Annotated in this window: 17 protein-coding genes; 9 read left to right on the forward strand and 8 right to left on the reverse strand. The window is 62.0% G+C overall.

What is annotated here, in order from left to right:
* The coding region (locus FMP39_RS31810; protein WP_141593823.1) for a lamin tail domain-containing protein at nt 1-534 on the forward strand (534 nt) is incomplete at its 5' end.
* 221 nt (nt 535-755) lie between these two features.
* On the opposite strand, the gene FMP39_RS31815 is transcribed toward FMP39_RS31810, so the two are convergent.
* The 5 genes from FMP39_RS31815 to FMP39_RS31835 all read right to left on the reverse strand — a co-directional run bounded on the left by FMP39_RS31815 (nt 756) and on the right by FMP39_RS31835 (nt 5004).
* On the reverse strand, nt 756-1214 hold the full coding sequence (locus FMP39_RS31815; RefSeq protein WP_141593824.1) for a hypothetical protein: 459 nt from the start codon (nt 1212-1214) through the stop codon (nt 756-758).
* Between the two features lie 548 nt (nt 1215-1762).
* Entirely contained in the window at nt 1763-2797 is a 1035-nt protein-coding gene (locus FMP39_RS31820) for a nucleotide kinase domain-containing protein (RefSeq protein WP_194858645.1), read from the reverse strand.
* 7 nt (nt 2798-2804) lie between these two features.
* Entirely contained in the window at nt 2805-3872 is a 1068-nt protein-coding gene (locus FMP39_RS31825) for a pyrophosphatase (RefSeq protein ID WP_141593825.1), read from the reverse strand.
* Complete coding sequence (locus tag FMP39_RS31830) at nt 3869-4513, reverse strand: hypothetical protein (protein ID WP_141593826.1); 645 nt, start codon at nt 4511-4513, stop codon at nt 3869-3871. Before FMP39_RS31830 ends, FMP39_RS31825 begins: the two co-directional genes overlap by 4 nt.
* The gene (locus FMP39_RS31835; RefSeq protein WP_141593827.1) at nt 4510-5004 is read right to left on the reverse strand and encodes a TIR domain-containing protein; all 495 of its coding nucleotides are present in this window, start codon (nt 5002-5004) and stop codon (nt 4510-4512) included. The genes FMP39_RS31830 and FMP39_RS31835 overlap by 4 nt, the downstream gene beginning before the upstream one ends.
* 134 nt (nt 5005-5138) lie before the next feature.
* Between FMP39_RS31835 and FMP39_RS31840 the strand changes: the two genes are divergently transcribed.
* Genes FMP39_RS31840 through FMP39_RS31850 form a run of 3 tightly spaced genes read left to right on the forward strand, consistent with a single transcriptional unit; the run spans nt 5139 to nt 6965 of the window.
* Nucleotides 5139-5729 carry a sigma-70 family RNA polymerase sigma factor gene (locus tag FMP39_RS31840; RefSeq protein WP_194858646.1) on the forward strand — a complete coding sequence of 197 codons (591 nt, stop codon included), beginning with the start codon at nt 5139-5141 and terminating at the stop codon, nt 5727-5729.
* Nucleotides 5726-6151, forward strand: coding sequence for a hypothetical protein (locus FMP39_RS31845; protein ID WP_141593829.1), 426 nt, complete (start codon nt 5726-5728; stop codon nt 6149-6151). Before FMP39_RS31840 ends, FMP39_RS31845 begins: the two co-directional genes overlap by 4 nt.
* Nucleotides 6141-6965 (forward strand): ImmA/IrrE family metallo-endopeptidase, encoded by an 825-nt coding sequence (locus FMP39_RS31850; protein WP_141593830.1) that lies wholly within the window; start codon nt 6141-6143, stop codon nt 6963-6965. The genes FMP39_RS31845 and FMP39_RS31850 overlap by 11 nt, the downstream gene beginning before the upstream one ends.
* 13 nt (nt 6966-6978) lie before the next feature.
* Here the strand turns inward: FMP39_RS31850 and FMP39_RS38730 are convergent, their stop codons facing one another.
* Genes FMP39_RS38730 through FMP39_RS38735 form a run of 3 tightly spaced genes read right to left on the reverse strand, consistent with a single transcriptional unit; the run spans nt 6979 to nt 7700 of the window.
* Nucleotides 6979-7167 (reverse strand): transposase, encoded by a 189-nt coding sequence (locus tag FMP39_RS38730; RefSeq protein ID WP_141593846.1) that lies wholly within the window; start codon nt 7165-7167, stop codon nt 6979-6981.
* A 6-nt stretch (nt 7168-7173) separates the two neighbouring features.
* On the reverse strand, nt 7174-7563 hold the full coding sequence (locus tag FMP39_RS31860; protein WP_141593831.1) for a transposase: 390 nt from the start codon (nt 7561-7563) through the stop codon (nt 7174-7176).
* A complete protein-coding gene (locus FMP39_RS38735) occupies nt 7470-7700 on the reverse strand; it encodes a transposase (RefSeq protein ID WP_141593832.1) in 231 nt (76 codons plus the stop codon). Before FMP39_RS38735 ends, FMP39_RS31860 begins: the two co-directional genes overlap by 94 nt.
* Before the next feature lie 1228 nt (nt 7701-8928).
* On the opposite strand from FMP39_RS38735, the gene FMP39_RS31870 reads away from it, so the two are divergent.
* The 5 genes from FMP39_RS31870 (at nt 8929) to FMP39_RS31890 (ending at nt 14737) form a co-directional block, all read left to right on the forward strand.
* Nucleotides 8929-9561 carry a hypothetical protein gene (locus FMP39_RS31870; protein WP_141593833.1) on the forward strand — a complete coding sequence of 211 codons (633 nt, stop codon included), beginning with the start codon at nt 8929-8931 and terminating at the stop codon, nt 9559-9561.
* Between the two features lie 124 nt (nt 9562-9685).
* Nucleotides 9686-10378, forward strand: a complete 693-nt coding sequence (locus FMP39_RS31875) for an RNA polymerase sigma factor (RefSeq protein WP_194858649.1) — start codon at nt 9686-9688, stop codon at nt 10376-10378.
* Nucleotides 10375-11133, forward strand: a complete 759-nt coding sequence (locus FMP39_RS31880) for a hypothetical protein (protein ID WP_228558509.1) — start codon at nt 10375-10377, stop codon at nt 11131-11133. Before FMP39_RS31875 ends, FMP39_RS31880 begins: the two co-directional genes overlap by 4 nt.
* Nucleotides 11130-12863: a caspase family protein gene (locus tag FMP39_RS31885; protein ID WP_141593836.1), complete on the forward strand. Its 1734-nt coding sequence runs from the start codon at nt 11130-11132 to the stop codon at nt 12861-12863. The genes FMP39_RS31880 and FMP39_RS31885 overlap by 4 nt, the downstream gene beginning before the upstream one ends.
* A gap of 11 nt (nt 12864-12874) precedes the next feature.
* A complete protein-coding gene (locus FMP39_RS31890) occupies nt 12875-14737 on the forward strand; it encodes a hypothetical protein (RefSeq protein WP_228558510.1) in 1863 nt (620 codons plus the stop codon).
* The last annotated feature ends 19 nt before the right edge of the window (nt 14738-14756 follow it).

Consider the following 14756-nt stretch of genomic DNA (forward strand, 5'->3'; position numbering starts at 1 on the left):
GGGACGGGCGGGACGCAATACAAGGTGTTCATCAACGAGTACCTGCCGCAGTCGCACAACAAGCCGGGCACCACGACGCCGGATTATGACCAGCAGTTCGTCGAGCTGGTGAACACGGGCACCACGGCGGTGGACCTGGGTGGCTGGAAGATTCACGACGCCAGCTCCTACGCGGGCGAAGACGACACGCGGCACGTATTCCCGGCGGGGACGATGATTCAACCGGGCAAGTCGTACGTCGTGTACTCGGGCCCGACGGCGGTGCCCGCGGGCGTGACGAACGCCACGGCGGCCTCGGGAGGCGGGCTGTACTTCAACCGGGGCGTCAACACGGGCAGCAGCGGAGACACCGTGTTCCTGGTGCGGCCGGATAACAGTGTGCAGGACAGCGCGGGTTATCAGGACACAGAGGTGGGCATCTCCTACAACCGGAGCCCGGACGGGAGCTCTACGGGAACTTGGGTGCCGCATACGCAGCTGTCAGCCGGTGTTGAGGCTTCGCCTGGGCGGCGGGTGAACGGCACGGCGTTCTGACTCACAGTTCGGATGAATCTGTTGGCGATCGCGGGCTGAACCCGCTTGAGTCGACTGAGGCTGGCAAGGAGCAGCGGAGCGAGGGGGAGAAACTCTTTTGCATGATGGTATAGGTGGTCGATTGCGCGAGCGCTGCCACGCGGCGCTGGTAACGACACGGAGTTAGGAGGCAAGGCTGATCGTGCCGCGTACTTCTTCGGCTGAATGTCCACCTGGACCTGTCACATAAAGAGAACCTTCAGGTCGCTCAGAGACGCCTCCACGATACTCCTTCCCGGTCGAAATACCTGATACGTGAAGGCAGTGGCGGACTGCTTCAGCAAGCCCAGTTCCTCCGGGTCGGCCTGGAACTCGACGCGCGGTTGCCGTGACGGCTGGGACAGCATGGGGTGAACCTGGACCTCCACCTCCTCATTCACATGGGTCATGCTCTTCGACACCGACACGTTGTCGATGCGCGGCAGGCACTGGGACACGTTCTTCTTGACGTGCCGCTCCATGAAGCCATCGAGGGACCTAGGCTCCACCGAGATGCCGCTGGTATCCCGCAGCTCCACGAACACGTTGTGGAAGCCCCAGAACACCGTCTGTAGCGGCGTGCCGGGCATCTGCACGGAGAACTGCCCCAGCCAGGCCGGTCCCCGGACATAGGGAATCTTCGCCGTGGAGGTAGTGGACACGCCCGACAGCAAGCGCTTCCGCGCGACTTGAGCGCCGCGGCTGGAGACGTGGACCTTGAGGATGAAGGTAGCCGTGCCCCGGCGGAAGCTTCACTTGCGCATGATTAGGTCGCCGACTAGGCCATAAACATCCTCCCAGAAGGCGTCTCTGCCCGCCGCCTGCGTGGGGAGGAACTCCGTCACGCCGGCCAGTCTGCCACCACTTCAACATCCGGGTCCGGGCTGAAGACTACCTGCTCGTAATCGATCCGGTCATTGAACTCCCTCAACTTCTGCGGATTGACCAGCAACATGGGTTCTCCCCAGGCAGCGGAAAGACGACGATGTCGCTGGCCGTCCCGGGCGCTCTCCAATCATGGGATAAAGGGCCGGGTCAGAATCGATGCTGCTGTCGATGTATTTCTGGAACGCCTCCGTCCCGACTGGCGGCCCTGCGCACGCATCCAGGAGCTTGCTGCTCATGCCGACGAACGCATGGTCCCCGAACGGAGCTACCGCGCCTGATTCATCTGACTGAGTAATGCTAGCACCCGATTTCCCGACTCCCCTTAGGTCGGGAATGGAAACAGTTTCCATTTTGGCGGATACCAGTGCGGAGTGGCTCCTAGGCGAGATTCATATCGTTGTTTTATGCGCGTACGCCCTCCTGCAGGGGTAGCCTCTGGATGTACCACTCGAGAGTACTTGTCGACTTCGCAAAATAAATTTTGACAATCAATAGGCTGAAGGGCCCTACCCCAGAGCGTTCGAAAATCAAGCCCAAGTCGCAAAAACTCCTGCTCGGCCATCACTGTCACCGCATAAATGACCTCATCCTCTCTCATCCCCCCCGTATCACTAAAGCATTTACCAATCCCACTGCGTGCACCAGGCCCCGCAACTACGAACTCGGACTCATCAAAACACATCAACTCGCTATAATTCAAGTCAATCGCAAACTGAAACGCCAGGAAATCCCCCAGCGATGGATACGCTCGAAGAACCTGAAAAACCTCTCGCAGCGAACGGGCAGATACGACTTTACGAGGAGCATGGTCCGCCATCATCCGGCGCAATAACTCCAGATGATTAGAGTGCTTGCGAACTGAGCCTAAAAGCGGCGATGGCATAATGTATGCCGCAGAGTACAGGCGGACTCCACTCTGGATGGCTGCACTAAGCACCGCGTCGGCTCGGCTGAAATCGAAGGACTTCCATGAGAGTTCGCCTAGGCGAGCCTCAAGTAGCTCCCAAGTCTCAATTCGATTAAAAAGCTTGAAGAGCAAGGTCCTGAAGAAGATCTCTTCTTCCTCCTGAGGGCCATCGTAAATAACTCTCCTGATCAAGTATTGGCTCACTCGATCCGAGGCACGGTAAACGTTGGTGAATCGGAATGAGCGCAGGACAGGGTCGTCGGTCCAGGGAGGGGGGGAGCCTGAGAGCCTCCGGAAGAATACCTCTTGACGCTCCGCTGCAAAACGCCAGTAAGTGTCGAAAATGGGCGTGGCGCGGAGCACCTTCCCATCCGGCAGATGGATGTCGCGACTAACGCTGGAACTCTGCGCAGAAGAGAAGAGCTTAACCTGCAGGGGGGGGCCTCGCATGGGGGGCCTATCTTAGCCGCTCCACGATGAGTTGGCGCGCAATCAAATGAAGTGTCACGCGTCCTCCCTTCAATGCCCGAAGTTGACGAAAAGCACGAAACCCTTCGAGAATGGCCTCTTCCCACTGCCACACGGGGACGTGAGCCACCTCGTATCCCTTCGTAAACTCCTGGATGCTCTTCAACAGGTCATAGTCCACCTGTTCGATGTTCTCGAAATACCCCACCTGCTTCGCGCGGCTAAAGGCGATGGCTGAGATTGCCTCCTCAATGATCTCGGCCCTAGCACCGTCCTGATTCTCATCGGTGAAGCGGTCGCTTTTGCGCTTGGAACGAAGCAAGGAGCGAAGCACGGGGGACCATCCCAAATAGACCGCATAGGCAAAATGAAAGATATCGTGATAGCGATAACCATCAGGGTCAGCGATATTATCCGAGATGCGGTCCCCAATGTTGATCCCATTGTATCGCAGCAGAATCTGAGGACTTTCCGGCGTGCCGCGCTCTATAAAGTCGACCGTAAAGAGGCGGGGGAGCCACTCCTCTTCAGGACATCCTTCATCGAAGAGCGCATGCGGTTTTTTCTCGCTCTCTGTCGGCCAGCGGCTGGCAATTTTTCTGCGGTTTCGTTTGGAAGCCTCTTCCAACTCAACACAAGCGACGGCAGCGACAACACGCAGATGCTGCCAAATATCCTGTAGCGCAGTGCGTAGACCGTCGGGGTTGGAGCGCTGAATGGCCTCTAACACACGCCCCGCTGCAGCTCCCATCGCAAGGAGCGACGCCGAACTTTCCCCCTCGTAAATGGGCGCACCCAGTGGAAGAGTTGGGAGTAAGCCAGGGGTACCGACATATGCGAGGCGCACGAAATACCACAACGTGTCGCCGAGCTCGTCCAGCAACCGCTCTGCATAATGCGGATAGGCGGGACCTTCACGCTTGCTCTTCTTGAACTCAGCCAAGGCGCCACCAACCTCGCCCAGCAATCCGGCCGCTAGTAGCTCCTTATGGTCGGACCTACGAGTCAAGGTGTCGGTCTTCTCAGCGGCAACTGCAAACTCCAGGAGCCAGCTCATGCCCGCCTCCGAGTGCTATTCCCAATTCTAGCCAACTCCGCCCCGAACTCCATCGGCTCTCCCTCCAGGTCCTTCCTCCCCAGAGAGCTGACCCATGCGACAACGGCATCGGCAAATCCAGGCACATACTTAACCAGATGGCCTCTTCCGCCGCGAATGATCGTTTCTCCTTTGCCCATTCGAAACCGCTCGGGGATTTCGATGGCACTTCCTCCGAAGTAGACGAACCAGTCCCCAATCAGCACACGATCAACCCTGGTGTCCTTCTTCAGGTTCGTCCAATTAAACTGCCCATTCCTGTGACTATGATGAGACATTTCCTGACACCACTTCCCATCAGCAGAGCTATGGTAGATATTGTCACCGAACGCCTGCTTAAGACTACTTCGTAGGTTTGGCCGCTTTAGAAGAAAGCGCTCATCATTCCAGTACGCATTAAACGTCAACGTCTCGCCGACTCGCATGGCATAGACGAGGTGGTTGCCAAGCCCGTAGCCGGCCGCGCCCGTTCCGACCACCCAGTCTCCGACCTGCGCACATTTTCTGATCCACGGCTTGCAGGTAGCGAGGGTGCTGTAGCCGAAGAAAGGGTTCGGGGCGAACCCATAGTCGCGAGCAACCACATAGGAGTAAAGCCTCATTCAGGCACCGGCTCCCCGCAGGTAAAACGCTCGATGTCCCGCTCTTGAACTGGCGTCTTCCCATCAGGCTCAAACCAAGTATTAAGCCCCCCATCCAGGGCATCCAGCACGCGCTCGGAGGGCCAACTCACAAGCGCGGCCCCGTACTTTTGAAAGCCTGCGGGCAGGTCTGCCTCTTGTCCTCCACACACATACACACCCACGATGCGCTTCCGCCCCCTCTCTGCGTATTCAATTTCACTATCAATCCCTGCCCGGACTCGCGCGCCAGGAGAAATTAGGACGACCAGCGTTCCAGCCCAATCGATGCTAGAGCGCGAGGACAATTCGTTAGCGCCGGGCTCGACCACAGCGCCGCTTAGACTGGCCCCATCAAATGGCAAGGTCCGAACAACAAACCCCCGCGTCTCGAGATGCGCTGCCAGTTCGTGAAGCACCGCGTCATCACGGCAGGCATGACAAAAGACGAGGTTCTTGGCCCCTTCGCTCATCGCAACCCATCCTGTAGTTGGAGGTAGGCGCACCCATTTGCGTCCTGACCCGCTCAACTGCTATTGCTCCAAGCCGGACGCTTTTTGCCGTCGCGGCAAAAAAAAGTTCGTCCGGAGCATGGGAGGGGGGAGTGGTGAGTGCCAACCCTGCATTCTTCAAGAAGATCGAAGCCGAACTACCCGCTATCTATGAGCGGGTGGCTGCACGTGCGATTCAGATTGTGAGCCGTAAGCGATGGAGCCGACCAGGCATCATGCCCGAGGGGCAAGAAGCAGAAGATTTAGTCCAGGAAGCCCTACGCCGCCTACTTGACGACTCCCGCGCTTGGGACCCAGAGAAGGTCAGCCTTGAGGACTTTCTAGTCGGCAGTGTACGCAGCATTGCCAGTAGCGCAGTAAAGGGTCTTGCAAACCGCGTCAGAGCCATTGAGAACGATGGTGCGCGCGAGATTCGAGAAACGAGGGACGCCAACTTTCAATCACCGTCTCCAGAGCAACAGCTTGAAGAACTGCAGCGATATAAACTTCTTGCAGAGGCAGTGCTCAACGCCGTCTCCGGAGATCATGACGTGGAAGTGATAGTTGCTGCAGTTTTGGAAGGCTGTGTGAAGCGGGCGGAACTGATCAAGGAAACCGGCCTGGATTCTAGACAGTTCGATAACGCCATCAAGCGACTTCACAGGCGACTGGACGACGTCGCAGCCAAGCTAAAGGTGGCATCATGATCAATTCAACAAGAGTCCCCAATGAAGACAAAGAACTTATTGATTGCCTGGACGAACTTGGCGACTCTGTCGCGCTAGATGACACAGAGGCCAAACGGCTCACACGAGAAGCCGGGGTTGATACTGCTCGAGCGCTTCGCAACGCGCTGGCACTTGTCGAAGCAGCTAAAAGCCGTGCATTACAGGATGCTCTGCGCCTAGCAAAGTTCGAGCGAGCATCCATCCTAAGGCAACTCGAAAGAGAGCGCCCCAAAAGAACAAGAGACGAGCATATTGCATTTATTCGCACAACTGGCCAATCCCTCCCCCCAGCAAGCCGCCCTCAAGCCTTTCATCGGAGCTTTGAATCAGCCACCGACGAAGACATCGAGTCTCTGGCTGCAGAGATCGAAGTATTGCTGACCTTAAAAAATGACAAGTAGGAACATACTCGAAGCCGATCTAGCTCGGGGCGAACATTCTGCGCGCAAGGCACTTTCCGAACTTGGTGTGCCGCACCCAGCAGGCTACGACCTTGCAGATTTACTATGGGTGCTACGCCGCATTGTCGTCCGCGATGTTGCGCTTGTGGGTTGCGTTGGCCGAACAACGCGTGTTGCTGGGGGAGCCATCATATCTGTGAGCAGTAGCGTAGATTACAATCCAAGGCGGCGATTCATCATTGCTCATGAATTTGGTCATCACGAAATCCATGGCATGAACCACAACCAGATCGAACTCTGCGACTCAAAGCAGACATCCGACGACGCTCACCTGAGAGAAATCTACGCGCCCTCAACTGAGCGCGAGGCGAATTCATTTGCGTCCGAATTTTTGATGCCCAAGGCGGTCTGGGAGAAGCGCTGCGATGTTCGAAAGCCCTCTATCGAAATCATCAAATCCCTCCAACGGGAGTTTGCCGTGAGCTTCATTGCCGCAAGCATTAGATTCGCAAGGCTCACACCTGAAAGATGCGCAGTCGTACTCTCGCAAAACGGGAGAGTGGCATGGACTGTGTCTGGGCGCGAATTTGGACACCACATTCGCAGTGGTCGTCCACTGTCAAAGTACACCATCGCCAGCGATTACTTTTCAGGCAAACGCCCCACAGACGTCGCAGAGCCAGTTCCTGCAACTGCTTGGCTCGACGGATTTCGCATCTCAAATGAGTACGATCTAATCGAACACTGCCAAGTCATTCCTGCACTTCGCGCGACGCTCTCTCTTCTCTGGATCCCGCCCAGCGCTGAGTACTAGGGGCTGTCCCTGATTAGCGCAGCCAAAGAAGCATGGATGCGATGTGCAGGACGGCGAGGTAGCTGGGCCCCGTCTTGTCATAGCGGGTGGCGACAGCCCGAAAGCGCTTGAGGTCATGGAAGAAGCACTCCACCCGGTAGCGCAGCTGGTACAGGTTGCGGTCTAACGGCAGCGCTCGCTTGCGGCTCGGGCTTGAATGGATGACAGGCTACATCCTGAGTTTCCGGACGTTGGCGCGGATGCGGTCGGCGTCATGGCCCGTATCCGCGATGAAAGCGTCGCCCTCGGAGTGCACCAGAAGTTCTTCGGCCATTGTGGACTCGTGCTGCTGGCCGAGCGTCAGCGCGACGTGGAGCGGCTTACCTCCCGTCGTTGTGACAGCGTGAACTTTCGTTGAAAAGCCTCCTCGAGAACGCCCAAAGCATTGCTTCGGATCCCCCTTTTCCGCCCGCGGCGTCCTGATGCGCCCGGATGACCGATGCGTCAGCCAGGGAGCCGAGCTCATCAGATGGCTTCCCAGCGCCCAGTCTTCGCCCAGCGATGGAACCGCTTGTAAACCGTCTTCCAGTGGCCGAACCGCTCGGGCAAGTCCCGCCATTGCCCCCCGGTATTCACGCGCCAAACCACGGCGTTGATAAAGTCACGGTCCCCTCGCTTCGAGCGAGGGCCGCACCTGGAGCCCAGCAGGGGCTCGATGCGGCTCCACTCGGTATCGCTCAGTTCATGTCGGCGCACAGCCCGCGTTGATCATACTTGACGCCAGCCAGCAATTCCGATTGGGACCCAGCCCCGATGGGCAGAATGACCGACCCGCAAGGTCGATTTGCGAACGCGAGCTCGGAGACAGCCCCTAGCCCCAACAACAGCCGGGGCTGGACTGGTCGCTAGTGAGGGCAGTTCCCGATTCAAGAGACATGACTCAGCAATCCGCCTCTGGCATAGGGAAACACCCTTTACGCGCATAGCGCCAGTTAAGAGGCGACTACTTCCATGGAGTTCATGCACTTTTCTTTGGTTCTCTCGGAGAAGTTATACAGACACAAATCCTCGCCATTGAGGCAAACACCTCCAGAGAATGGCGGTGCAGCACCGACTCTTTGACTGTCGGGGTGGGCCGCGTGACTCGTAGTGTTCAGCGGATGTCATCTGTATTTCACATCTGGTGAGCATAGGCACACTGCCCCACCTGCAACGCGCTCAGTATCCCAGTGCCTGGAAGCTACGCCCGACGCTCATCGGGCATCGCCTTCGAACAGAATACAGCTCAATTGAAGCTATACGTGCGACGCATCTCTTGCTCGCATCTGTGATTCCTCCGTCTCCCGTTCGCGAAACGGCTGGCGGAGCACCTGATATCCCATCACTATCGTTCCTAGTTAGCCAGACTCTCCGGGCGTGCGCTGCTTGTGAGATGACTCGACCGATTTGCGAGAGTCTACGTCACCGAACCATCAAGGTGAGGAGGCCAGAGACAAGACGTACGATGGCTGACCAAGCAGTTCCAGTTCGTTTGAGTCGCGGTGAACCGGCGCGACTGAATCGGGCAATGGATGAGATTCAGCCGAAGCCTTCGGGTGAAGGGACGCCCAGTCGGGTACCCGACGAGCAATTACCCCGGGTAGAGGCCGTGGTGGATACACACGCTGACGCCGGACTCACCGAGGTGGCCTTCATCGGGGTCGCGGTAACCGGTGCGGAAGCCCATTCGTTGGTATGGAGTGGAACACCCGACAGCAAACCCAGCAGCAAAGGCGGCTCCCACAATTCTTTCGCTGTTCTGCATGGCCAAACAGACTCATGCACGACAGCGATGGCGTCAATCAGGACGGCCTACTCCTGCAGGGTGAGGGACGGCGTTGCGAATACGTCAGCAATGGACTCCTGCGCGCGTCGACTGTCCTCGCATCTTGGTCCGCAACAAGCCCTGCCGAGATACACACCATCCGATGAAGGAATCCATTCCATGTCGAAGACACCCACGCTGTACCGCCCAGTCGGCCTCAAGGAGGCGGAGCTCATCCTCGACAGTGGCTGCTCGGCGTTCCCGCCCCGACTCCCGGACCAACCCATCTTCTACCCGGTGATGAACGCCGAGTACGCACGGCAGATTGCCCGGGACTGGAATACGCCGGACGCGGGCTCTGGGCACGCGGGCTTCGTCACGGCCTTCGACGTGGGGGCGGACTACGCATCACGCTTCCCCGTGCGGATCGTGGGCAACAGTCGCCACCAGGAGCTGTGGGTTCCCGCCGAGGAACTGGCCACCTTCAATCAGCACATTCAAGGCCCCGTGCGCTTCACGGAGGCCAGGTACGGCCCCGGCTACCTCGGTCCGGACACCACGCTCGGTCCTCTTGAGCGCCAGCTCCTGGCCCTGCTTGAGCAGAGCAGCGACGCCCTGCCATTGATTCAGGCCAACACCGCCGCCTGTCTCTTCAACTCTGCCTGGTGGTCCACCGCCCCGGCGGCAGCCCAGGGGCTGAACCCATCCGACCATCTTCGGCTGCTCGACCGCCTCCGCCACACCTGGGTAACCCTGCACCCCACATGGCCCCTCCCAGTCCCGGGTGGGAATCGTCAAACAGACCCACAATGAAAATGCGCCCCATGCGTTATAGGCGCGACCCATTTTGCGACCCCGTTCCGTATCCCATTTTGAAGGGATGACGGACGGCCGGGCATTGGGCTCGAGCCGGCTCGCGACGAGGGACGGAGTTACCGTGCTGCCTGGAAACGACCGGTCCGTCTTGGAGGCTTTCCGCCGAGGGGAGACGTCCGTCCTCACGCAGGTGTACCGAGCCTATTCGCCGGAGGTGCTCCGCTACCTCTCGCGAAAGTTCGCGGTGGGCACGGATGGGGGGACGCGGAGCGCCGCGTTGTCCGCGCTGGATTTGGACGCCGCCCATCAAGAGACGTTCGTCCGGGCCTTCCGGCCCAACATGCGGCAGGCCTATGACGGGGTTCGCCCCTACCTGGGCTTCCTCCTCACGGTGGCGCGCTCGACGGCCATCGACCTGATGCGCGCGTCGGGACGCGTGTCCCGCGAGGCCGTCCCCATGGACGACGCGCCCGAGCTGCCCCACCTGCCCACCGAGGGTCGGACGCCGGAAGAAGAGGCCCTCAGCACCGAAGTGCGCGACCTGGTCCGCGCCTTCCTCGACACACTCACGGACGAAGGCCGCGCCCTGGCGCAACTGCGTTTCGTGGAAGGACTTTCGCAGGAATCCGCCGCTCAGCAGCTCCAGCTCACCCGAGGCGAAATCCGGGTGCGCGAGCGGCGGATGCGGACGCAGTTCACCGAGCATTTGAAGGATTCGGGCTGGCTGGACGCATCGGCCGAGCCCGGGCGGATGGAGCTGGGTGTCCTCCTGGCCTCGCTCGCCTTGTGCGCAATAGGGAGCATGCCCTCATGAGGTGGTACGAGAGACATATCGACGCCAGCCTGACCCGGTGGTCGCTGGGAGACCTGTCCTCCCACCAGTCCGCTCGCCTGCTGCGCCACGCCCACGCCTGCCAGCGCTGCGGCACCCGCTACGAGCGCTGGGCCCAGGCCCACCGCGCCCTGGAGGGCAATGACATCCACGTCCCCTCCTCCGTGGAGCTCCAAGCATTGTCAGACGGAGGCCTGGAGGCCGCCCTCGCCGCGGCCGCGCCGCAACAGGCTCCGTCCCGGTGGCCCTCCCTGGCCCTGCTCGGCGGCGCGCTGGCCGCTGTCTTCCTCGCGGTGGTGCTCATCCCCACCGCCACGACGACGCCCGGCGAGTTCGTCGCCCGCGGCGAAGGCACCGCGCCGCCCGGCGTCGCCCTGCGAATCTTCTGCGCCACCCCGGGCCAGGCCCTGCGCGAGCTGCACGCCGGAGATGCCTGCCGCGCCGGTGCCATGCTGGCCTTCGCCGCCGGTGGCCATGCGCCTTTCACCCACGTCGCGGTTCAGGTCCGCGGCGCCAAGAAAGCGGAGGTGACGGCCGGTCCCTTCGCCCTGTCCGGAGGCCTGGACAAGGAAGCCCCCCTCGAGCTGACCGTGCCCATGCCAGAGACGGCGGGCACCGTCGAAGTCGTCGCTGTCTTCGCAGGCAGCCCGGCCGAGTCCCTGTCGACCCTGCGCGGTGAACAGACAGAGGGCACGGTGGTGCTCAAGCAGTCAGTGAGGGTAGAGGAAGCTCCATGAAAAAGCTGGGAGTGCTCCTCGGCGCCGCGGCACTGCTGCTAGCCCGTGGTGCCTCGGCCGAAGCCGTGGTTCGCCGCGCCCTGGTCATTGCCCATAACGGGAGCGACGACCCGTCGCTCCCGTCGTTGCGTTTCGCGGACGATGACGGCGTGCTGTGGGCGGAGACGCTTCAACGCCTGGGCGTGGAGACCACGCTGCTGGTGGACCCGGACGAGGCGACACGCGCCACGGCCCGGCCGGTGCTCGCGGGCGCCCGGCCCCCAACGCCAGACGAGGTGAAGCGAGAGGTCGCCCGCCTCCGCGCTGCCAACCTGGTGGACCACGAATTGGGACGCCAGACAGACGTGCTGCTCGTCTACGTGGGCCACGGAAATACAGACGAGGCCGGACGCGCGTACTTCACCCTCGCGGGTGGACGTCTGGACAAAGCAAGCCTTTACGCGGACGTGGTGGACCCGCTCGGCGCCAACTACGTCCACCTCATCGTGGACGCGTGCCGCGCGTCTGGCGTCGTGGGCAGCCGCGGCGGTCAGACAGACGCGGCGGTGCTCGCGGAGCTGCGCGGCATGCTGGCCCGTGAGCAGCTCGCCACCCGGCCCACCGTGGGCGCCGTGTTCGCGGAGAGCGACGACGGCGAGACGCACGAGTGGTCTCGCATCCGCGCGGGCGTCTTCAGCCACGTGGCCCGCTCCGGCCTCATGGGCGCGGCGGACATCAACGGCGACGGCAAGGTGGAGTACAGCGAGCTGGGCGCCTTCGTCACCGCGTCGCTCCAGGGCGTGAAGGGCCTCCCTGCGCGCCTGTCGCTCCACGCCTTCGCCCCCACCCGCGAGCCCCGGCGTCCGCTGGTGGGCCCCGCTCCGAAGGGTCCCAGCCTTCCGCTGCCCGCAGGGCTCGAGCACTCGCGAATCTCCGTCGAGGACTCGGACGGACGGCGGCTGGCCGACGTGCGCCGCTCCAAGGACCAGTACGTGCTGCTGCGCCTGCCCGAACGCGACGTGTATTGGATTCGCACGCCCACGCAGGAAGCCCGCATCACCCTGGCCAAGCTGTCCACCAACGGCATCATCGACATGGGCGACCGGGAGCTCCAGGAGCGAGGCCCCGCCGAGGAGGCCCTGCGCAAGGGCTTGTTCGCGGTGCCGCTCGACAAGGATTTCTACGAGCGCTACGTGGCGGTCACCGGGCTCGCGCCCGTGGGCGTATCCCAGGCGTTTCCTCCGAGCGCGGGCGGCACCTTCCCGCGGTTCATGGCGCAGCGGCCCGACACAATGGGGGGTTGGGACCTGGGTTGGACGGGGCAGCAGGCACCGCTCGGATTGAGCACGCTGGCCACCGGCCCCACGGTGACGTGGCGGCGCGAGGCGCCCCTGCCGTCGCTCTACTACGGCGCGCGCGCCTCCTATGGTCTGACGCCCCTGGCCACCGACGACATCCGCACCCACCGGGGTGCGCTCCTGGGCCTCCTGGGCGCACAGGCACCGGCACACCTGCGCGTGCCGCTGTTCCTGGAGGCGGGAGCGGGCTGGGGCTTTCTGGGAATCACTCGCGGACAGGTGCGCATGGGCGACCCCACCGTGCTCTCCACGTACACCGCCGCGGGGGTGATGGGAGCGCTGGCGGGTGTGCGGCTGCGTCTGGCGGCCACGCTCACTTATGACCGCGTCACCCTGGACCAGCGCAATTACTGGGACCGCGCGTTCGGCTTCGAGCTGGCGCTGCGACGCTGAGAGAATTGCTCATGAAACGCATGTGGATGGTGATGCTCGTGCTCGTCACGGGGTGTGACGGCATCGAGTTGGAGCGGCTCGTCCGGCAGCCCCCGCCGCTCACCCGGCTGGAACCCGAGCCCGCGGGCGCCAACTGCGTCCACGGTGGCCATTTCGTCCGCACGGGCCTGGACCTGAACGACAACGGCGTGCTCGACGACGGCGAAGTGACCGTCACCCAATACGCGTGTGTCACCTCCATCCCCGGCGTGCTGATGCGCGTGCAGGACGAGCCCCCCGGTGAGAACTGCACCGAGGGCGGCAGGGTGTACCGCGCGGGCCAGGACTCGAATGACAACGACGAGTTGGAGGACAGCGAGGTCACTCGCGAGGTCTACGGCTGCGCCAGCTCGGAGGCCGTGGTCACCCGCGTACGGCCACGGGAGCCGCTCCTCTTCCCCTGCGGGGAGAACGGCGCCGTGGTGGAGGCGGGACAGGACCAGGATGGCAACGGCGTGCTGGACGACTCCGAGGTCCGGGCGACGTCCAACCTCTGCGTGCTCCCCTCCGAGGTCCGGCTGCGTCAGGCAACGGCACCGGCGGGCACCGCGTGTCCCACGCCCAGCACCCGGGTGGACGTGGGCACCGACACGGACGCGGACGGCCTGTTCGAAGACGAAGAGGTGATGTCATCCATGTTCGTGTGCCAGCCCCTGCACACGCTGGACGGCAATTACCGCGTGCGCAACGCGGTGGACCTCGTGGCGCTGGAGGGCATCTCCCGCGTGCGCGGCAGCCTCTACTTCGACCCCGGGTCCGCCACGGAGGTTCACCTCCCGGACTTGATGATGGTCGAAGGCGCGCTCGAAATCGTCGACACGCCGCTCGAGCGTCTGGAGATGCCCTCGCTGCGCCTCGTGGCCGGCCCGCTCACCGTCGCCAGAAACCCCGCGTTGACCACGCTGACCCTGGGCAGCGGCAGCCGCGCTCCGCTCTGGGTCTGGGGAGATTTCAGCCTGGTGTCCAATCCGTTGCTTCCCACGCTCGTGGGCGTGAGCGCGGTCCTTCCTGGCAGCAACGTCGTCCTGAGAGACAACGATGCCCTCGAAGGAGGTTACTTCACATACGTCTCCGCGCTCCTCGGCAGCATCACCCTGGAAGGCAACGCGAAGCTCTCCACCCTTCCCTTCCGGCACCTCGAATGGCTGGGCGGCTCCCTGAACATCATCGAGAACTCCGCCCTGAGCACCCTGAGCGGAACGGTGCTGAATACGGTCGTGGGAGACCTGGTCATCGAAAACAACGAGGTCCTCTCCGGGTTGTGGGGCATGCCAGCGCTGACGTCCATTGGCGGCGGCCTCCGCGTGCGGGACAACACCAATCTGCGCTCGGTGGAAGGCATGAATGAACTCGCCCAGGTGGGGACGCTCGAGTTCGATCGCAACCCCGCGCTGGAAGCCGCGGGGGCGTTCCCCAAGCTGGAGCGCGTCACCTCCGGCATGCGGTTCAATGCCAACGCCGTGTTGAAGGACCTGTGGGGGCTCCAGAAGGTGCAGAACAGCGGCTTCCTGTTCATCGGCAACAACCCACAGCTCTCCCGGCTGATGGGCTTCGACCGGCTGCTCTCGCTGAAGGTGCTGACCTTGGAGAACAACGCGAGCCTCACCGACCTGTCGGACCTCGTCCTCCTCCAATCGGTGGAGGAGCTGTTTGTGCTCTCCAATGAGAACCTGCTGCGCCTGGACCTGAATGCCCTGGAGAGCGTCACCAGCATCTTCACCGTCACGGAGAACCCCCGGCTCCCCACCTGCCTGGCCGTGTCGCTCGCCGCACGGGTCAACATGGGCGGCGCGCCGGAGATTCGCGGCAACGACAGCTCAACCCCCTGCGATTGAAGGCCTCCCAGCGGCGACG

This window comes from Myxococcus sp. AB056 (assembly GCF_006547365.1).
GTDB classification, from domain to species: Bacteria; Myxococcota; Myxococcia; order Myxococcales; family Myxococcaceae; genus Myxococcus; species Myxococcus virescens.